The 18674-nt window shown below is 66.9% G+C and carries 16 protein-coding genes; 12 read left to right on the forward strand and 4 right to left on the reverse strand.

The genetic code is table 11. The features are described from left to right. Positions 1 to 162: 162 nt before the first annotated feature. A complete protein-coding gene (locus tag Q3A80_RS27965) occupies positions 163 to 1428 on the reverse strand; it encodes an SGNH/GDSL hydrolase family protein (RefSeq protein ID WP_446332056.1) in 1266 nt (421 codons plus the stop codon). A gap of 200 nt (positions 1429 to 1628) precedes the next feature. On the opposite strand from Q3A80_RS27965, the gene paaA reads away from it, so the two are divergent. The 8 genes from paaA to Q3A80_RS28005 all read left to right on the forward strand — a co-directional run bounded on the left by paaA (position 1629) and on the right by Q3A80_RS28005 (position 7898). Further along, complete coding sequence (paaA, locus tag Q3A80_RS27970; RefSeq protein ID WP_446332057.1) at positions 1629 to 2627, forward strand: 1,2-phenylacetyl-CoA epoxidase subunit PaaA; 999 nt, start codon at positions 1629 to 1631, stop codon at positions 2625 to 2627. 36 nt (positions 2628 to 2663) lie between these two features. Continuing rightward, positions 2664 to 2948 (forward strand): 1,2-phenylacetyl-CoA epoxidase subunit PaaB, encoded by a 285-nt coding sequence (gene paaB, locus Q3A80_RS27975; RefSeq protein WP_006752453.1) that lies wholly within the window; start codon positions 2664 to 2666, stop codon positions 2946 to 2948. 10 nt (positions 2949 to 2958) lie between these two features. Beyond that, positions 2959 to 3762 (forward strand): 1,2-phenylacetyl-CoA epoxidase subunit PaaC, encoded by an 804-nt coding sequence (paaC, locus tag Q3A80_RS27980; RefSeq protein WP_446332058.1) that lies wholly within the window; start codon positions 2959 to 2961, stop codon positions 3760 to 3762. A gap of 25 nt (positions 3763 to 3787) precedes the next feature. Next, positions 3788 to 4351: a 1,2-phenylacetyl-CoA epoxidase subunit PaaD gene (gene paaD / locus Q3A80_RS27985; protein ID WP_446332059.1), complete on the forward strand. Its 564-nt coding sequence runs from the start codon at positions 3788 to 3790 to the stop codon at positions 4349 to 4351. 2 nt (positions 4352 to 4353) lie between these two features. After that, positions 4354 to 5442 (forward strand): 1,2-phenylacetyl-CoA epoxidase subunit PaaE, encoded by a 1089-nt coding sequence (gene paaE / locus Q3A80_RS27990; protein WP_446332060.1) that lies wholly within the window; start codon positions 4354 to 4356, stop codon positions 5440 to 5442. A gap of 129 nt (positions 5443 to 5571) precedes the next feature. Further along, positions 5572 to 6393, forward strand: a complete 822-nt coding sequence (locus tag Q3A80_RS27995; RefSeq protein WP_446332061.1) for a DUF1835 domain-containing protein — start codon at positions 5572 to 5574, stop codon at positions 6391 to 6393. A gap of 16 nt (positions 6394 to 6409) precedes the next feature. Further along, positions 6410 to 7015, forward strand: a complete 606-nt coding sequence (locus tag Q3A80_RS28000) for a TetR/AcrR family transcriptional regulator (RefSeq protein WP_151066598.1) — start codon at positions 6410 to 6412, stop codon at positions 7013 to 7015. A 235-nt stretch (positions 7016 to 7250) separates the two neighbouring features. After that, positions 7251 to 7898, forward strand: a complete 648-nt coding sequence (locus Q3A80_RS28005; RefSeq protein WP_446332062.1) for a GNAT family N-acetyltransferase — start codon at positions 7251 to 7253, stop codon at positions 7896 to 7898. A 56-nt stretch (positions 7899 to 7954) separates the two neighbouring features. Here Q3A80_RS28005 and Q3A80_RS28010 read toward each other — a convergent pair whose 3' ends face one another. Further along, positions 7955 to 8479, reverse strand: coding sequence for an Lrp/AsnC family transcriptional regulator (locus tag Q3A80_RS28010; RefSeq protein ID WP_446332063.1), 525 nt, complete (start codon positions 8477 to 8479; stop codon positions 7955 to 7957). 211 nt (positions 8480 to 8690) lie between these two features. Between Q3A80_RS28010 and hppD the strand changes: the two genes are divergently transcribed. Further along, positions 8691 to 9788: a 4-hydroxyphenylpyruvate dioxygenase gene (gene hppD, locus Q3A80_RS28015; protein WP_446332064.1), complete on the forward strand. Its 1098-nt coding sequence runs from the start codon at positions 8691 to 8693 to the stop codon at positions 9786 to 9788. 142 nt (positions 9789 to 9930) lie between these two features. Here hppD and Q3A80_RS28020 read toward each other — a convergent pair whose 3' ends face one another. After that, positions 9931 to 10125, reverse strand: coding sequence for a hypothetical protein (locus Q3A80_RS28020; RefSeq protein WP_446332065.1), 195 nt, complete (start codon positions 10123 to 10125; stop codon positions 9931 to 9933). Between the two features lie 319 nt (positions 10126 to 10444). Here Q3A80_RS28020 and Q3A80_RS28025 point away from each other — a divergent pair, with 319 nt between their 5' ends. After that, on the forward strand, positions 10445 to 14035 hold the full coding sequence (locus Q3A80_RS28025; protein WP_446332066.1) for an indolepyruvate ferredoxin oxidoreductase family protein: 3591 nt from the start codon (positions 10445 to 10447) through the stop codon (positions 14033 to 14035). A 175-nt stretch (positions 14036 to 14210) separates the two neighbouring features. Here the strand turns inward: Q3A80_RS28025 and Q3A80_RS28030 are convergent, their stop codons facing one another. After that, positions 14211 to 16481, reverse strand: coding sequence for an NADP-dependent malic enzyme (locus tag Q3A80_RS28030; protein ID WP_446332067.1), 2271 nt, complete (start codon positions 16479 to 16481; stop codon positions 14211 to 14213). 469 nt (positions 16482 to 16950) lie between these two features. Between Q3A80_RS28030 and Q3A80_RS28035 the strand changes: the two genes are divergently transcribed. Together Q3A80_RS28035 and Q3A80_RS28040 are read left to right on the forward strand one after the other, a co-directional pair. Next, the gene (locus Q3A80_RS28035; RefSeq protein WP_006752465.1) at positions 16951 to 17637 is read left to right on the forward strand and encodes an orotate phosphoribosyltransferase; all 687 of its coding nucleotides are present in this window, start codon (positions 16951 to 16953) and stop codon (positions 17635 to 17637) included. A gap of 239 nt (positions 17638 to 17876) precedes the next feature. Then, positions 17877 to 18482 (forward strand): YbhB/YbcL family Raf kinase inhibitor-like protein, encoded by a 606-nt coding sequence (locus tag Q3A80_RS28040; protein ID WP_446332068.1) that lies wholly within the window; start codon positions 17877 to 17879, stop codon positions 18480 to 18482. The last annotated feature ends 192 nt before the right edge of the window (positions 18483 to 18674 follow it).

The raw sequence follows: 18674 nt of genomic DNA on the forward strand, positions 1-18674 counted from the left end.
AGCACCCACCCCACTCCGCGCAACCCCTTCGTGAAAATATTTTGAAAAAGCCCCCGTGCGCTACCGCGCACGGGGGGCTTGGGGCTTGGCGGACAGGGGCGCCGAGGTCCGTGAAACAAATCGCAGTTCGTCGCGACGTCTCCCTCTATATATAAAGCGGCATCAGTTGCCGCGAACCGTCGCCTGCAATTGCTCGACCGGCACGGCCTCGGCCATTGCCGCGTAGCCGGCGTCGCTCGGGTGGATGCCGTCGCCGCTGTCGTACCGGCGCTGCAGCACGCTCGGCCGCGCCGGGTCGCGCAGCGCCGCATCGAAGTCGACCACTGCGTCGAACCCGCCGCCGCTCCGGATCCAGCGGTTCACCTCGAGCCGGATCGCCTCGCGCCCGGCCGGCAACCCGGCCGGCGTGAGCGTTGCGCCAAAAACCTTCACGCCCCGGCGGTGCGCGGCCTCGATCAACCGTCGATAACCGTCGATCAGCGACGCGGCCGTGACCTGCGTGTGCGGGCTGTCGCAATCGAGCCCGGCACGCGGCGGCATCGCCGCGAAATTGATGTCGTTGATGCCGATCAGCACGATCGCCGCCTTCACCCCAGCCCGCGACAGCGCATCGCGCTCGTACCGCGACGCCAGCGACGTGCCGTAGCACGCCGAATCGCTGAGCAGCCGGTTGCCGCTGATCCCGAGATTCACAACGCCGAGCGACTCCGTGCCGGCCGCGGCGAGCCGGCGCGCGAGCGCGTCCGGCCAGCGATGGTTGCGGTTCAGGCTCGAGCGCAGCCCGTCGGTGATCGAATCGCCGATCGCCGCGACGCTCGCCCGCGCAGCGCCGGCCTCCACAGCGAGCTCGGTCACCCACGCATACTGCGTAAAGCGTGTGCGGAATGCGCCTGCGCCCGGATCGCTCACGTGATCGCCCGGCGCCGACACGTAATTGACCTGGTTCGACACCCGGTGCCACACGGTCATCCGCTGGTTCGCGCCCATCCGCAGACTGATCGCATATGGTCGCCCGGCCGCCACGTCGATCGCAACCGGATCGCTTTCGAGCTCCTGGCCCGGCGCGAGCGTCACCGCCGCGTTGCCGCCGAAGCGCACCGGCGCGCTCGCCGCATCGGCCAGCGTCGCGCCGTCACCTGCGCGCGCGAGACCGGCTGCCTCGATCACCAGCGGTGCGCGACCGTAGGCGTTGCTCACCCGAATCCGCGCGGCGCGTCCCGATACCGTCGGGTAGACGATCTGCCGGACGGTGCGCCCAGCCACGTCGGGCGCGCGATACAGCGGCGGCGGCGCAGCCAGGTCGGGAATCGGCTGCAAAGCGGTCGCCCAGGCGGCAACCCATCCGGCCGGCGCGGCAGACGCGCCGAACGGGGACAGGAAAACGGACGCGCCCAGCACGGTCGCAACGAAACTGCTTCGGAATGACATCGGCGAAATCCTCATCGGAAAGCGGGCATTGTGCCGCAGAAGCCGCCGCTGTCACGCGCCCGGTGCGCTCGGCCACCAATGTTCGCGCCCCGACGCCCCTCGTTTACCCGAGTCTCCCCGCAAATCCACAAGAAATTTATTAACCGACCGGTCGGTTGGTTTATACTTCGCACACATTCAACCGGACGAGAACCTCCGCCATGTACACGCAATCCCTCGACATCCCCGGCAACGTCGCGCCGCTCGACGCCGCAGCCGAGTCGCCCGAGCAAGCGCGGTTCGACGCGGTCATGGCCGCGGACAGCAAGATCGAACCGCAGGACTGGATGCCCGATGCCTATCGCAAGACGCTGATCCGCCAGATCTCGCAGCACGCGCACTCGGAAGTCGTCGGCATGCTGCCGGAAGGCAACTGGATCTCGCGCGCGCCGAGCCTGAAGCGCAAGGCGATCCTGCTCGCGAAAGTCCAGGACGAAGCCGGCCACGGCCTCTATCTATATAGCGCGGCGGAAACGCTCGGCGTCTCGCGCGATTCGCTGATCGACGCGCTGCACGCCGGCAAGGCGAAATACTCGAGCATCTTCAACTACCCGACGCCGACCTGGGCCGACGTCGGCGTGATCGGCTGGCTCGTCGACGGCGCCGCGATCATGAACCAGATCCCGCTGTGCCGCTGCACGTACGGCCCGTATGCGCGCGCGATGATCCGCGTGTGCAAGGAAGAGTCGTTCCACCAGCGCCAGGGGTTCGACGCGCTGCTGTCGATGATGAAGGGCACCGATGCGCAGCGCGCGATGGTTCAGCAGGCCGTGAACCGCTGGTGGTGGCCGGTGCTGATGATGTTCGGCCCGAGCGACGCGGATTCGGTCCACAGCAATCAGTCCGCGAAATGGGGCATCAAGCGGATTTCGAACGACGACCTGCGGCAGAAGTTCGTCGACGCGACGGTCGAGCAGGCCAAGGTGCTCGGCGTGACGCTGCCCGATCCGGACCTGAAGTGGAACGAAGCGCGCGGCCACTACGACTACGGTGCGATCGACTGGGACGAATTCTGGCGCGTCGTGAACGGCGACGGCCCGTGCAACAAGGAACGCCTCGCGACCCGCGTGAAGGCGCACGACGACGGCGCATGGGTGCGCGAAGCCGCGCTCGCGCACGAAGCGAAGCGCCGCGCCCGCGCCGAACAGCACGCCGCCTGAGCGGCAACCATCGAATACAGGATTCAGGAGAGAGTGATGAACAAGGAATGGCCGATCTGGGAAGTGTTCGTGCGCAGCAAGCAAGGCCTCGACCACAAGCACTGCGGCAGCCTGCACGCGGCCGATGCGTCGATGGCGCTGCGCATGGCGCGCGACGTGTACACGCGCCGCCAGGAAGGCGTGAGCATCTGGGTGGTGCCGTCGTCGGCGATCACCGCGTCGGATCCGGCCGAAAAGGCCGAGCTGTTCGAACCGGCGGGCGACAAGATCTACCGTCACCCGACGTTCTACACGCTGCCCGACGAAGTCAACCACATGTAACGCCCGCGCCATGATGATCACGCCCGAACACCTCTCCTACGTGCTGCGCCTCGCGGACAACGCGCTGATCCTCGGTCAGCGCAACGCCGAATGGTGCGGCCACGGCCCGATCCTCGAGGAAGACATCGCGCTCACCAACATGAGCCTCGACCTGATCGGCCAGGCCCGCATGCTGTACACGCACGCCGCCGAACTCGAACGCCAGCTCAACGGCACCGCGAAGACGGAAGACGATTACGCGTATTTCCGCACCGAGCGCGAGTTCGCGAACTTCACGCTCGCCGAGCTGCCGCACTACGGCCCGCTCGCCGGCACCGCGCACGCGGACAAGGACTACGCCGTGACGATCGTGCGCAACTTCCTCTACGCGACGCTGATGCTGCACGTGTGGACCGCGCTCGAAACGTCGACGGACGCGCAACTCGCGGCGATCGCCGCGAAATCGGTGAAGGAAACGCGTTATCACGTGCAGCACGCACGCGAATGGCTGGTGCGCCTCGGCGACGGCACCGACGAATCGCATCGCCGTGCGCAGGCCGCGCTCGACTACCTGATTCCGTACACGCGCGAATTCTTCGCGGCCGACGCGGTCGACGATGCGATCTGCGCAGCGGGCGTCGGCCCGGCACCGGCCGCGCTCGAAGCCGCATGGCGCGCGGACGTGGACGATGCGCTCGCCGAAGCGACGCTCACGCTGCCGGCGCCCGTGCAGCACGTCACGACCGGCAAGCAGGGCGAGCATTCGGAGCACATGGGCTACCTGCTCGCGGAAATGCAGAGCCTCGCGCGCCAGCATCCCGGCGCGAGCTGGTAACCGGCCGACCCAACGGAGCCCGACGATGTCCGTCCAGACCACCGCCCCCGCCAACGCCGTACCGGCCGCGCACCGCAACGACCCGTTGCTTGCGCGCGCGTGGGACGTGCTCGAAGGGGTGCCCGATCCCGAAATCCCGGTCGTGTCGATCCGCGAGCTCGGCATCCTGCGCGACGTGCGTCGCACGGACGACGGCATGCTCGAAGTCGTGATCACGCCGACCTACTCGGGCTGCCCGGCGATGTCGCAGATCGCCGAGGACATCGCCGCAGCGATGCAGGCCGCCGACCTGCCGCCGCACCGGATCGAGACGGTGCTCGCGCCCGCGTGGACGACCGACTGGATCACGCAGGAAGCGCGCGACAAGCTGCGCGCGTACGGCATCGCGCCACCCGTCGGCCAGTGCGGCAGCGCCGCGCCGCGGGAAAACGTCGTGCGCTTCGTGCCGCGGCCCGTCGCCGCGCCCGTTTGCCCGCGCTGCGGCTCCGCGAACACCGAGCGTCTCGCGCAATTCGCGTCCACGGCGTGCAAGGCGCTGTATCGCTGCGTCGACTGCCGCGAACCCTTCGACTACTTCAAACCCTATTGATCATGGCGACCCCGCAATTTCACCCGCTGCGTATCCGCGACGTGCGGCCCGAGACCGCCGACGCCGTCACCGTCTCGTTCGACGTGCCGCCGGAGCTGCGCGATGCGTATCGCTTCACGCAAGGCCAGTTCGTCACGCTGAAGACCCACATCGACGGCGAGGAAACGCGCCGGTCGTACTCGATTTGCGTCGGCACGACCGACTACGACCGCGACGGCGAACTGCGCATCGGCATCAAGCGCGTGCGCGGCGGCCGCTTCTCGAACTTCGCGTTCGACACGCTGAAGCCGGGCCACACGATCGACGTGATGACGCCGGACGGCCGCTTCTTCACGCACCTGAACGCCGATCACGGCAAGCAGTACGTCGCATTCTCCGGCGGCTCGGGCATCACGCCGGTGCTCGCGATCGTGAAGACGACGCTCGAACTCGAGCCGCGCAGCACGTTCACGCTGATCTACGGCAATCGCAGCGTCGACGCGATCATGTTCGCGGAGGAGCTCGAGGACCTGAAGAACCGTTACATGAACCGCTTCGTGCTGTACCACGTGCTGTCGGACGACCAGCAGGACGTCGAGCTGTTCAACGGCGTGCTCGACCAGGCGAAATGCGCGGAATTCCTCGCGACGCTGACGCCGGCCGACGCGATCGACGAAGCGTTCATCTGCGGCCCCGCGCCGATGATGGATGCAGCCGAAGCCGCGCTGAAGGCGGCCGGCGTGCCGGCGGCGAAGGTGCACGTCGAGCGCTTCGGCACGCCGCTGCCGCAGGCCGGCGCGCCCGTCGTCGAGATCACCGAGCAGACGCCCGCCGCCGATCTCGAAATCGTGCTCGACGGCAAGAAGCGCAAGCTGCGCCTGCCGTACGAAGGCGTGAGCCTGCTCGACGTCGGTCTGCGCGCGGGCCTTGCGTTGCCGTACGCGTGCAAGGGCGGCGTGTGCTGCACGTGCCGGGCGAAGGTGATCGAAGGCGAGGTCCGGATGGAGAAGAACTACACGCTCGAGGAACATGAAGTGAAGGACGGCTTCGTGCTCACGTGCCAGTGCCACCCGATCAGCGACAAGGTCGTCGTGAGCTTCGACGAGCGTTGAGCGGCGTCGTACCGGCGCGGCGCGCCGGTTTCTCGCCGTCACACATCTCGCTTACACTAGGGGCCGCCGGCCGGCTGGACGTCATCGCGTCCGCCCGGCCGGCGGTTTTCTTTTGTTGACGACAGGCCGATGAGTACCATTCACGTGATTCAGGGCGGCACCGCCGCCGCGTCGCTGCGCGAGGCGCTCGCGCAGGCCGGACGCGACGAGCGCGTCGTCGGATTGCTCGACGATCTGGCGGTCGGGCCGCTGAAGGGCGCCGACGAGACGCCCGATACGCGCGCCGCGTTCTGGCAGCGCGTGCTCGGCGACCAGATCCCCGACTGGAACGCGGAAATCGAAGCGGAATTCGCACGCCTCGACCAGCTCGCGACGGATACCGGCCAGGTGGTGGTCTGGCATGCGCCGAGCGTCGGCGACAAGCTGCTGCTGCGCCGTGTCGCCTATCACCTGCGCAACGTGCCGCAGCGGCTGAACGAGGTGCGGCTGTCGGCCGCCGATCTCGACGCGCCGCAGCGCGCGGCGCTGACCCGCACCGACCAGGCCTGCGCGACCGGAATGTTCCCGCCGGCGGCATTCGCCCGCAAACGGCCGGTCGCCGCGCCGATCTCGGTGCTGCGCATCGGCCGCCTCGCGCTCGAATGGCAGGAGGCGAAACACCTGAATGCCGAGCTGCGCTACTGGATCAGCAACACGATCAAGAGCGGCCAATACGCCGATCTCGACGCGCTGATCGTCGCGCACGCCGAATCCGGCTGGCTGCCCGCGCGGCATCTCGTCGGTGCGATCATGGCCGGCGCCGATCGCGGCGGGCTGTTCGTCAGCGACTCGATCGCGTGGTGGCGCTGCCGCGAACTCGCGGCAGCGGGCCGGCTCGAGCTGCAGGACGACGCACCGGCCGCCCTCTCTTCCACGCAGGTGCGCGCGGCAGCCGCGCCCCGCCAACGCTAACTTTCCGCATTCGACCATGGCCCGTACCCGAGCGCCCGACCACGAATCCCAGCGCGAGCAGATCCTCGATCTCGCCGCCGAGAAATTCGCGCAGACGAGCTACCCGAGCACGTCGATGTCCGATCTCGCGACCGCGAGCGGCACGTCGAAGGCACGTCTCTATCACTATTACGAGAGCAAGGAAGCGATCCTGTTCGACCTGCTCGACCGCTACACGAAGCGGTTGATGCTGATCATCGCCGAGGTCGAAGGCGCGAGCCAGCGGCGCGGGCTCAGCGAGCGCGACGCGTTCGCCGAACTCGTTCGCGCGTTCCTCGCCGAGTATGAAACGTCGCACAGCCGCCATGTCGCGCTGCTCAACGACGTGAAATACCTGGAGGATGCGCAGCGCGAAATCGTGCTCGACCGCCAGCGCGACATCGTCGCGGCTTTCGCCCGTCAGCTCGCTCGTGCCTACCCCGACCGGATCTCGAAGGAGAACCAGACGTCGGTCACGATGATGGTGTTCGGGATGATCAACTGGACGTTCACGTGGCTGAAGCCCGGCGGCCGCCTCGGCTACCGCGACTTCGCCGAACAGGTGATCGACCTGATGGAACACGGGTTGTCGCCCCGCGCGTGATTGCCGCACAGCAGCACGCGTTGCGCGACGGGCACACTGCGGCCGACCGTCGCGCATTTCATATGATGAATTTTAAATCTGTTTTAAATCATACAGATACGATATTAACTAAGCAGATTTAGAATTCCCCCTCGGCACAAATAACGTCAAATACGGGTTTTCCCCAACCCTGCTCGGGTAGAATGCTGTTGCATTGCACAAGCCGTTTGTGCAGCAACACACTGAGGAACCCACGATGAACACGCAATCGAACCGCCGTGCCGCTGCTGTCGGCCGCGCCGGGACTGCGCCGGTTCTCGTCAGGGAACTGGCTTCCAAAGACCGTGAGCGAATGCTCACCCACTTTCTCTCGCTCAACGAAGAGGACCGCCTGCTGCGCTTCGGCCAGATGGTGCCCGATCACGTGATCGAGAACTATGTCCGCACGATCGACTTCGGTCGCGACACCGTGTTCGGTGTGTTCGACCATGCGCTCGAACTGATCGGCGTCGGCCACCTGGCCTACCTGCCGGCGGAAGGCGACAAGCGCACGGCCGAATTCGGCGTGTCGGTGCTCGAAAGCGCGCGCGGCCGCGGCGTCGGCTCCAAGCTGTTCGAGCGCGCGGCGATCCGCAGCCGCAACACCCGCGTGACGATGCTGTACATGCATTGCCTGTCGCGCAACGCGACGATGATGCACATCGCGAAGAAGTCCGGGATGCGGATCGAGTACGCATACGGCGAAGCCGACGCGTACCTGTCGCTGCCGCCGGCCGACCACTCGACGATCCTCGCCGAGATGCTGCAGGAACAGGCCGCGGTGTTCGACTATGCGCTCAAGCGCCAGGCGCACCGCACGTCGAAGTTCATCGAATCGCTGATGCCCGCCGCACTGACGGCGTAACATCGGCCGACCGGGCCGCCCTGCGGGCGCCCGGTGCTCCTTTTCCTCCCCTCGCGCTAGCGCACCGACCGGATCGGCAGCGCCGTCGTCTCCTTGAAGCACTCGAGCGAGAAGCTCGTCTTCACGTCGATCACCGATGGATGGTGCAGCAGATGCTCCTGCACGAAGCGGGAGAAGTGCGCCATATCCTCGACCTGCACGCGCAGCAGGTAATCCATGTCGCCCGTCATCGCGTGGCACGCGACCACTTCGGGCCAGGTCTGCACCGCTGCGCGGAACAGCTCCGCATGCGTCGCGCCCGCTCGCGCGGCCGTCTCGTCCGCACGGACCGGCGCGACGCCGCCGCGCTTCTCGAGCCGCACGCTCACGTATGCGAGCAGATCGAGCCCGAGCTTCTGCGGATCGAGCAGCGCGACGTAGCCGGTGATCACGCCGATTTCCTCGAGCCGCCGGATCCGCCGCAGGCACGGGCTCGGCGACAGGTTCACGCGCTCCGCGATCTCCTGGTTCGACAGCCGGCCGTTCTCCTGAAGAATCGCGAGAATCCGCCGGTCGATGGCATCCAATTCGACCTGCGCCATTTTCTGCCCTCCGATGATTATTTCGAGACTGGAAATTGCGCCATCGTAGGCAGGGACAATCAAGTTCGCAAGTTTACGCTCCGCTCTGCCCGCTACACTTTGTCGCATGGACCGATGCTGCGCGCACCGCCGCACGCATCGCCTTCCCCATGACACCGGCCGCGAGCGTCTGAGCGCCGCGGCCGATCGCCAGGCAGACAGGAGACACGGCATGCAGATCCCCAACTGGGACAACCCCGTCGGCACCGACGGCTTCGAATTCATCGAATACACCGCGCCGGACCCGAAAGCGCTCGGACAACTGTTCGAACGGATGGGCTTCACCGCGATCGCGCGCCATCGCCACAAGGACGTGACGGTCTACCGCCAGGGCGACATCAACTTCATCATCAACGCCGAACCCGACTCGTTCGCACAACGCTTCGCGCGCCTGCACGGCCCGTCGATCTGCGCGATCGCGTTCCGCGTGCAGGACGCCGCGAAGGCATACAAGCACGCGCTCGAACTCGGCGCGTGGGGCTTCGACAACAAGACCGGCCCGATGGAGCTGAACATCCCGGCGATCAAGGGCATCGGCGACTCGCTGATCTATTTCGTCGACCGCTGGCGCGGCAAGAACGGCGCGCAGCCGGGCGCGATCGGCGACATCAGTATCTACGACGTCGACTTCGAGCCGATCGCCGGCGCGAATCCGAACCCGGTCGGCCACGGCCTCACGTACATCGACCACCTGACGCACAACGTGCATCGCGGCCGCATGCAGGAATGGGCGGAGTTCTACGAGCGGCTGTTCAACTTCCGCGAAGTGCGCTACTTCGACATCGAAGGCAAGGTGACGGGCGTGAAGTCGAAGGCGATGACGTCGCCGTGCGGCAAGATCCGCATTCCGATCAACGAGGAAGGTTCGGACACGGCCGGCCAGATCCAGGAATACCTCGACGCGTATCACGGCGAAGGCATCCAGCACATCGCACTCGGCACGAACGACATCTACCGCGCGGTCGACGGCCTGCGCGGCAAGGAAGTGAAGCTGCTCGATACGATCGACACGTATTACGAGCTGGTCGACCGCCGCGTGCCGAACCACGGCGAATCGCTCGGCGAGCTGAAGAAGCGCAAGATCCTGATCGACGGCGCGCGCGACGACCTGCTGCTGCAGATCTTCACCGAGAACCAGATCGGCCCGATCTTCTTCGAGATCATCCAGCGCAAGGGCAACCAGGGCTTCGGCGAAGGCAACTTCAAGGCGCTGTTCGAATCGATCGAGCTCGACCAGATCCGCCGCGGCGTCGTGCAGGACAAGGCCTGACGCAAACGGCCCGGCGGCCGGCCGCCGGCAAGCCGGCTGGGCGCACGCACCGGCGGCACAAGGAAAAAGGGCGGGAATCTCGCGATTCCCGCCCTTTTTTCGTTTTCTCGTTTCGGCGCGGCCCGGCGGCCACGCGAACGGATCAACGCACGGCCGCCTTCGGCGCGACGGCGCGCTCGGCCGCCGGCTGCGCGTCGATGTCCTGCGTCGACGCGATCTGGCGCATCTGCGCGCCGGCTGCCGCCAGTGCGCTCGCGCCTTCCGCGTGCACCGGGCCGGTCATCGCGAAAAACGCGGCGGACACGATCAGGAAACTCTGGATATGACGTGTGTTCATTGCACCTCCTTTAAAACTGCCGGCGCCTCCCCGGTCGCGTCGAAACGGGCCGACACGGCCGGGCACCTCCGGCAGGCCGACAAGATTAACGGCATTTGCACGACGATGGGACCGGCTTTACATGCTTTTACATGATGTAACGCATGGCCCCGTGCCGTTTCGTCGACGCGGCGCGGTACGCCGGCCGGTGGCCGGCGGGTTTATCCCAGTGCTACCATCATCTGAAACCGGCCAATATGCCGGCCACTGCCGACGCGTCCACAAGACGTCGACGCAATCGAAGTTTTGGTGATCCCAAACTGGGTGGAGGAGACAGTTAATGAATGCCCCGCTAGACGCAGGCCAACGCGCGTCGCTCGAAGCCGCGCTGAAGTCCGTCACGCTTGACGACAAATACACGCTCGAACGCGGCCGCGCGTACATGAGCGGCATCCAGGCGCTCGTGCGCCTGCCGATGCTCCAGCAGGAACGCGACCGCACCGCCGGCCTCAACACGGCCGGCTTCATCTCCGGTTATCGCGGCTCGCCGCTCGGCGGCCTCGACCTGTCGCTGTGGAAGGCCAAGCAGCACCTCGCGGCCCACCAGATCGTCTTCCAGCCCGGTCTCAACGAAGATCTCGCCGCGACCGCCGTGTGGGGCTCGCAGCAGGTGAACCTGTACCCCGGCGCGAAATACGACGGCGTGTTCGGCATGTGGTACGGCAAGGGCCCGGGCGTCGACCGCACCGGCGACGTCTTCAAGCACGCGAACTCGGCCGGCTCGTCCAAGCACGGCGGCGTGCTCGTGCTCGCCGGCGACGATCACGCGGCGAAATCGTCGACGCTCGCGCACCAGTCCGAACACATCTTCAAGGCCTGCGGGCTGCCGGTGCTGTTTCCGTCGAACGTGCAGGAATATCTCGACTTCGGGCTGCACGGCTGGGCGATGAGCCGCTACTCGGGCCTGTGGGTCGCGCTCAAGTGCGTGACGGACGTGGTCGAATCGTCGGCGTCGGTCGACATCGACCCGCATCGCACCGAGATCGTGCTGCCGACCGACTTCATCGTGCCGGAAGGCGGCCTGAACATCCGCTGGCCGGACCCGCCGCTCGTGCAGGAAGCGCGGCTGCTCGACTACAAGTGGTACGCGGCGCTCGCGTACGTGCGCGCGAACAAGCTCGACCGGATCGAGATCGATTCGCCGAATGCGCGCTTCGGGATCATGACGGGCGGCAAGGCGTACCTCGACGTGCGCCAGGCGCTGATCGACCTCGGCCTCGACGACGAAACCTGCGCGCGGATCGGCATCCGCCTGTACAAGGTCGGCTGCGTGTGGCCGCTCGAAGCGCAGGGCGCGCAGGCGTTCGCGCGCGGCCTCGACGAAATCCTGGTCGTCGAGGAAAAGCGCCAGATCCTCGAATACGCGATCAAGGAAGAGCTGTACAACTGGCCCGATGCGCAGCGCCCGCGGGTGTTCGGCAAGTTCGACGAGAAGGACGGCGCCGGCGGCGAATGGTCGGTGCCGATGGGCAACTGGCTGCTGCCCGCGCACTACGAGCTGTCGCCGGCGATCATCGCGAAGGCGATCGCGACGCGCCTCGACAAGTTCGAGCTGCCGTCCGACGTGCGCGCACGCATCGCCGCGCGGCTCGCGGTGATCAACGCGAAGGAAATGGCGCTCGCGAAGCCGCACGTGCAGACCGAGCGCAAGCCGTGGTTCTGCTCGGGCTGCCCGCACAACACGTCGACCAACGTGCCGGAAGGCTCGCGCGCGATCGCCGGGATCGGCTGCCACTACATGACCGTGTGGATGGACCGCAGCACGAGCACCTTCAGCCAGATGGGCGGCGAAGGCGTGCCGTGGATCGGCCAGGCGCCGTTCACCGACGAAAAGCACGTGTTCGCGAACCTCGGCGACGGCACCTATTTCCATTCGGGCCTGCTCGCGGTGCGCGCGGCGATCTCGTCGAAGGCGAACATCACCTACAAGATCCTCTACAACGACGCGGTCGCGATGACGGGCGGCCAGCCGGTCGACGGCGTGCTGACGGTGCCGCAGATCACGCACCAGCTCGCGTCCGAAGGCGCGAAGAAGATCGTGATCGTCACCGACGAGCCGGAGAAGTACGACAGCCAGAAGACGCTGCTCGCGCCCGGCGTGACGATCCATCACCGCGATCAGCTCGACGACGTGCAGCGCGAGCTGCGCGAGATCGAAGGCACGACGATCCTGATCTACGACCAGACCTGCGCGACCGAGAAGCGCCGCCGCCGCAAGCGCGGCACGTATCCGGATCCGGCGAAGCGCGTCGTGATCAACGACGCGGTGTGCGAAGGCTGCGGCGACTGCTCGGTGCAGTCGAACTGCCTGTCGGTCGAGCCGCTCGAAACCGAATTCGGCACGAAGCGGCAGATCAACCAGTCGAGCTGCAACAAGGACTTCTCGTGCGTGAAGGGCTTCTGCCCGAGCTTCGTCACCGTCGAAGGCGGCCAGTTGAAGAAGCCGAAGGCCGTGTCGGTCGACGGCGGTGCGCTGCCGCCGATTCCGGAGCCGGCGCTGCCGGCGATCGACCGCGCGTACGGCGTGCTCGTCACGGGCGTCGGCGGCACGGGCGTCGTCACGATCGGCGCGCTGCTCGGCATGGCCGCGCACCTGGAGAACAAGGGCGTGACCGTGCTCGACGTCACGGGTCTCGCGCAGAAGGGCGGCGCCGTGATGAGCCACGTGCAGATCTCGCACGCGCCGACCGACATCCATGCGACGCGGATCGCGATGGGCGAAGCCGACCTCGTAATCGGCTGCGACGCGATCGTCACGGCCGGCGACGAATGCACGTCGCGGATGCGGCACGACGCGACGCGCGTGGTCGTCAACAGCGCGCAGACGCCGACCGCCGAGTTCATCAAGAATCCGAACTGGGCGTTCCCCGGCCTGTCCGCCGAGAACGACATCCGCGCGGCGGCCGGCGAATCGGTCGACTTCATCGACGCGAACCGTTTCGCGGTCGCGCTGCTCGGCGATGCGATCTACACGAACCCGTTCGTGCTCGGCTACGCGTGGCAGAAGGGCTGGCTGCCGCTCACGCTCGCGTCGCTCGAACGCGCGATCGAGCTGAACGCGGTGTCGGTCGAGAAGAACCGCGCGGCGTTCGACTGGGGCCGCCGCGCCGCGCACGACCTCGCGAGCGTGAAGCAGGCCGCGGCCGGCGACGCACGCCCCGCGCAGGGCGCGACGGTGATCTCGCTGCACACGAAGAAGGCGGTCGATGCGCTGATCGCGAAGCGCGTGGAATTCCTCACCGCGTACCAGAACGCCGCGTATGCATCGCGCTATGCGGCGTTCGTCGACAAGGTGCGGGCCACCGAACGCGCGCTCGCGGACGGCGACGCGATGCAGGAGCCGCTGACCGAAGCGGTCGCGCGCAACCTGTTCAAGCTGATGGCGTACAAGGACGAATACGAGGTCGCGCGGCTGCAGTCCGATCCCGCATTCCTCGCGCGGCTGTCGTCGCAGTTCGAAGGCGACTGGAAGCTGAAATTCCACCTCGCGCCGCCGCTGTTCGCGAAGACGGATGCACACGGCCATCTGGTGAAGAAGGCATACGGCCCGTGGATGCTGTCGGCGTTCCGGCTGCTCGCGAAGGCGAAGTTCCTGCGCGGCACCGGGCTCGACCCGTTCGGCCGCACCGCCGAACGCCGCACCGAGCGAGCGCTGATCGGCGAGTACGAAGCGCTGATCGGCGAAGTGCTGGCCGGGCTGAATGCGGCCAATCGCCCGCTCGCGCTGGAACTCGCGGCGCTGCCGGACGGCATTCGCGGCTACGGCCACGTGAAGGAGAACAACCTGCGCGCGGTGCGCCAGAAGTGGGACACGCTGCTTGCGAAGTGGCGTTCGCCGACGGGCGGGCAGTCGCGCCAGCAGGTCGCGTGACGGGGCGCGGCGGGCGTTCGCGGTCAGGACGCCCGTCGCCGCATGGCTGGCGGTTGGTGCCCGGTGCTTGACGCTCGACGCTTCACGAGGCGCATGAAAAAAACGCCACGGAACGCAGGTTCCGTGGCGTTTTCGTTTGCGCCGCGCATCGCGCGCGGCACCCGCGGGCGCGAACTTACTTCGTGTTCGCGTTCGCGGCGGCGACCGCCGTCATGTTGATGATCCGGCGCACGGTCGCGGCCGGCGTCAGGATGTGGACCGGCTTCGCCGCGCCGAGCAGGAACGGACCGACCGTCACGCCCTCGCCGCCGACCATCTTCAGCAGGTTGTACGCGATGTTCGCCGCTTCGACGTTCGGCATGATCAGCAGGTTCGCTTCGCCCGACAGCGTCGTGCCCGGGAACGCGGCCTTGCGGACCGCTTCGGACAGCGCCGCGTCGCCGTGCATTTCGCCGTCGACTTCGAGGCTCGGCGCGCGCTCGCTGATCAGCTTGCGGGCTTCGGCCATCCGGCGCGACGACGCCGACGGCGCGCTGCCGAAGTTCGAGTTCGACAGCAGCGCGGCCTTCGGCGCGATGCCGAAGCGCTCGATCTCGGCGGCCGCCTGGATCGTCATGTCGGCGAGCTGTTCGGCGCTCGGCAGTTCGTTCACGTACGTGTCGCACAGGAACAGGTTGCGGCCCGGCAGCATCAGCAGGTTCATCGCCGCGTAGTGCTCGGCACCCTTCGCACGGCCCAGCACCTGCTCGATGAACTTCAGGTGCGTGTGGTACGTGTCGATCATCCCGCAGATCATCCCGTCCGCATCGCCCAGATGCACGAGCATCGCGCCGATCAGCGTGTTGAACTTGCGCAGCGCGGCCTTCGCGACTTCCGGCGTGACGCCGTCGCGCGCGCCGATCTCGTGGTACGCCTGCCAGTAGCGGTGGTAGCGCGTGTCGTCTTCCGGATTCACGATCTCGAAATCGACGCCGGCCTTCAGCTTCGAACCGATCTTCGCGAGGCGCATCTCGACGACCGACGGACGGCCGACGATGATCGGCTTCGCGATCTTCTCCAGCAGCACGAACTGCGCAGCGCGCAGCACGCGCTCGTCCTCGCCTTCGGCGAACACGATGCGCGCCTGCTTCTTCTTCGCGGTCGCGAACACCGGACGCATCACCATGCCGGTGCGGTACACGGTCGCGCCGAGCTGCTCGCGGTATGCGTCCATGTCCTGGATCGGGCGCGTCGCGACGCCCGAGTCCATCGCGGCCTGCGCGACGGCCGGCGCGATCTTGATGATCAGGCGCGGATCGAACGGCTTCGGGATCAGGTATTCCGGACCGAACTCGAGCGAGTGGCCTTCATACGCCTTCGCGACTTCCTCGCTCTGGTCGGTTTCCTCGGCCAGCTCCGCGATCGCGCGCACGCACGCGAGCTTCATTTCTTCCGTGATCGTCGTCGCGCCGACGTCGAGCGCGCCACGGAAGATGAACGGGAAGCACAGCACGTTGTTGACCTGGTTCGGGTAGTCCGAACGGCCGGTCGCGACGATCGCGTCCGGGCGCACGGCCTTCGCGTCTTCCGGGCGGATTTCCGGTTCCGGGTTCGCGAGCGCCAGGATCAGCGGGCGCTCGCCCATCGTCTTGACCATGTCCTGCTTCAGCACGCCCGCGCTCGAGCAGCCGAGGAACACGTCCGCGCCGACGATCGCGTCGGCGAGCGTGCGCGCGTCGGTGGTCGCCGCATAGCGCTGCTTCGACGGATCGAGGTTGCCGCGGCCTTCGTAGATCACGCCCTTCGAGTCGGCGACGAGGATGTTCGCCTTCGTGAGACCCAGGTTCACCAGCAGGTCCAGACACGCGATCGCGGCCGCGCCCGCGCCCGAACACACGAGCTTCACTTCCGACAGCTTCTTGCCGACGACCTTCAGGCCGTTCAGGATCGCGGCGGACGCGATGATCGCGGTGCCGTGCTGGTCGTCGTGGAAGACGGGGATCTTCATGCGCTCGCGCAGCTTCTGCTCGATGTAGAAGCATTCGGGCGCCTTGATGTCCTCGAGGTTGATGCCGCCGAGCGTCGGCTCGAGCATCGCGATCGCCTCGACGAGCTTGTCGGGGTCGGATTCCGACAGTTCGATGTCGAACACGTCGATGCCCGCGAACTTCTTGAACAGGCAGCCCTTGCCTTCCATCACCGGCTTCGCGGCCAGCGGGCCGATGTTGCCGAGACCGAGCACGGCCGTGCCGTTCGTCACGACGCCGACGAGGTTGCCGCGCGACGTGTACTTCTGCGCGTCGAGCGGATCGGCGTGGATCGCTTCGCACGCGGCGGCGACGCCCGGCGAATAAGCGAGCGACAGATCGAGCTGGTTCGACAGCGGCTTGGTCGGCGTGACCGAAATCTTGCCGGGTTTCGGGTTCTGGTGATAAGCGAGTGCGGCCTGCTTCAGTTGTTCGTCCATGATTGACCTGCGAGAGACATGCGGAATTTTGACGGTTCAGTACACAGCACCTTGGGCCGCGTCTGCTTGAATCGAGGGGATGGTCGACTGCGAGACGGCACGCGACGCGCCGGGTCGGCACGCCATCGGACCTTGGCGGGTGGCAAGAGGAAAGTACAAAGTACTGAACGATTTCTAAGGGTCGCCTAGTGTACACCCCCTAAATGACGTCCGTTGGTGCGACGCCGCATCCCGGGCATCAGCCTCGCGATGATTGCGCCCCGTTTGTTTCGCCGGTGGCGAGCCGCGCGCCGAAGCTGCGCGAATTCCGCCGAAAACCGGCCTGAATCGGGTAAAATAGCCGGCTACGCGCGCAGCGATGCGATTGGACCGATTGACCCGCCAATCGCACCCCGGCCCTTCGGGCAGGTTCCCCTTGCTGCGCCACCGGGCCCGCGCCCGCTCTTCGCTCATCACCCAAGGAATGCCCATGACAGGCTACGATCGTCAGTCGATCTCGGATACGACCGCCAAAATCCTGCTCGAAGTGCAGGCGGTGCACTTCAATGCCGAAAAACCGTTCATCTTCACGTCCGGCTGGGCAAGCCCCGTCTACATCGACTGCCGCAAGCTGATCTCGTATCCGCGCGTGCGTCGTGCACTGATGGAAATGGCGGAAACGACGATCATGCGCGACGTCGGCTTCGAGCAGATCGACTCGGTGGCGGGCGGCGAGACGGCCGGCATCCCGTTCGCGGCATGGCTCGCGGACCGCATGATGGTGCCGATGCAGTACGTGCGCAAGAAGCCGAAGGGCTTCGGCCGCAACGCGCAGATCGAAGGGCATCTGGAAGAAGGCTCGCGCGTGCTGCTGGTGGAAGACCTGACGACCGACAGCCGCAGCAAGATCAACTTCGTCAACGCGCTGCGCACCGCCGGCGCGACGGTGAACCACTGCTTCGTGCTGTTCCACTACAACATCTTCAAGGAAAGCGTGTCGGTCCTGAAGGACATCGACGTCGACCTGCACGCGCTGGCAACGTGGTGGGACGTGCTGCGCGTCGCGAAGGCATCGGGCTACTTCGAGACGAAGACGCTCGACGAAGTCGAGAAGTTCCTGCACGCACCGGCCGAATGGTCGGCCGCGCACGGTGGCGCAACGGCCCCGAAGGAATAAGCCGCGCCGGCTTGCGGGCCGGCACCGTGGCTCAAAAAACCGCTCGCTGCACCGCGAGCGGTTTTTTTTTCGTCCGTCGATCCGCGACAGGGTCATGCCGAATCGCCGCCCGCAGCACGCATCCTCATCGAACCCTAATGCTAGACTTGATCCATCGCCGCCATCAGCGGCGCGGGCAACGTACAACGCCAACAATGCCGGGAGCCTCGGCCCGGCCCACGTGACGGGAGAAGCGCCATATGCGTGTGGATCGCCGGATCACTTCGCCTGCGTCTCCGGGTCGTCCGTCTCCGTTCGTCGCCGTTCTTCTCTGCGCCGCCGCCGCGTGCGCTGCGTTCCCTGCCCTGTCCGCGCGCGCGGAAGGCCCGTTCACCGTGTCGAGCGACGAGTTGAAGCCCGGCGGGCGCGTCGGCGCCGCGAACGTGTTCGACCGCGGCGACTGCAAGGGCAAGAACCGCTCGCCGCAGCTCGGCTGGCGCAATCCGCCGCCTGGCACGCGCGCCTATGCGATCACGATCTTCGATCCCGACGCGCCTGGGCACGGCTGGTGGCACTGGGCCGTCGCCGGCATTCCGGCCACCGTCACGAGCCTGCCCGCCGACGCGAGCGCGTCGGGCTTCCTGCGGCGCATCGGCGCGACCGAAGCGCGCAACGACTTCGGGATCGACGGCTACGGCGGCCCGTGTCCGCCGCCCGGCAAGCCGCACCGCTACGTGATCACCGTCTACGCGCTGAAGGGCACGGACCTGCGCGTCGCGCAAGGGCGCCCCGCGCCGATGTTCGAGCACGAGATCGGCACGCTGACGATCGGCACCGCAACGCTCACGGTCACCTACGGGCAGTAAGCGACTGCGCGCGACCGCCGCGCGCCATGCCGCGATTGCCCGCGCCCGCGAATTTCTGTGCGCCGCCCGCGCGCTTTTCTCCCGTCATTTCGGCTTGCTAGACTCGGCGGCACCGATCGCGGCATCCCGCCGCGCATCCGTCGCGCCGCCCGCACGCGGCGCGTGACGCGGCAGGCCGCGCGCCCGCCGCGT

This window comes from Burkholderia sp. SR8 (assembly GCF_052851275.1).

What these genes read in the sequence shown, in the direction of transcription:
- Q3A80_RS27995 (WP_446332061.1), top strand. Translation starts at nt 5,572, where the DNA reads ATGAGTACCATTCACGTGATTCAGGGCGGCACCGCCGCCGCGTCGCTG.
- Q3A80_RS28005 (WP_446332062.1), top strand. Translation starts at nt 7,251, where the DNA reads ATGAACACGCAATCGAACCGCCGTGCCGCTGCTGTCGGCCGCGCCGGG.
- paaE (WP_446332060.1), top strand. Translation starts at nt 4,354, where the DNA reads ATGGCGACCCCGCAATTTCACCCGCTGCGTATCCGCGACGTGCGGCCC.
- Q3A80_RS28020 (WP_446332065.1), bottom strand. Translation starts at nt 10,125, where the DNA reads ATGAACACACGTCATATCCAGAGTTTCCTGATCGTGTCCGCCGCGTTT.
- Q3A80_RS28030 (WP_446332067.1), bottom strand. Translation starts at nt 16,481, where the DNA reads ATGGACGAACAACTGAAGCAGGCCGCACTCGCTTATCACCAGAACCCG.
- Q3A80_RS28035 (WP_006752465.1), top strand. Translation starts at nt 16,951, where the DNA reads ATGACAGGCTACGATCGTCAGTCGATCTCGGATACGACCGCCAAAATC.
- Q3A80_RS28010 (WP_446332063.1), bottom strand. Translation starts at nt 8,479, where the DNA reads ATGGCGCAGGTCGAATTGGATGCCATCGACCGGCGGATTCTCGCGATT.
- paaD (WP_446332059.1), top strand. Translation starts at nt 3,788, where the DNA reads ATGTCCGTCCAGACCACCGCCCCCGCCAACGCCGTACCGGCCGCGCAC.
- hppD (WP_446332064.1), top strand. Translation starts at nt 8,691, where the DNA reads ATGCAGATCCCCAACTGGGACAACCCCGTCGGCACCGACGGCTTCGAA.
- paaA (WP_446332057.1), top strand. Translation starts at nt 1,629, where the DNA reads ATGTACACGCAATCCCTCGACATCCCCGGCAACGTCGCGCCGCTCGAC.
- Q3A80_RS28040 (WP_446332068.1), top strand. Translation starts at nt 17,877, where the DNA reads ATGCGTGTGGATCGCCGGATCACTTCGCCTGCGTCTCCGGGTCGTCCG.
- Q3A80_RS28025 (WP_446332066.1), top strand. Translation starts at nt 10,445, where the DNA reads ATGAATGCCCCGCTAGACGCAGGCCAACGCGCGTCGCTCGAAGCCGCG.
- Q3A80_RS27965 (WP_446332056.1), bottom strand. Translation starts at nt 1,428, where the DNA reads ATGTCATTCCGAAGCAGTTTCGTTGCGACCGTGCTGGGCGCGTCCGTT.
- paaC (WP_446332058.1), top strand. Translation starts at nt 2,959, where the DNA reads ATGATGATCACGCCCGAACACCTCTCCTACGTGCTGCGCCTCGCGGAC.
- paaB (WP_006752453.1), top strand. Translation starts at nt 2,664, where the DNA reads ATGAACAAGGAATGGCCGATCTGGGAAGTGTTCGTGCGCAGCAAGCAA.
- Q3A80_RS28000 (WP_151066598.1), top strand. Translation starts at nt 6,410, where the DNA reads ATGGCCCGTACCCGAGCGCCCGACCACGAATCCCAGCGCGAGCAGATC.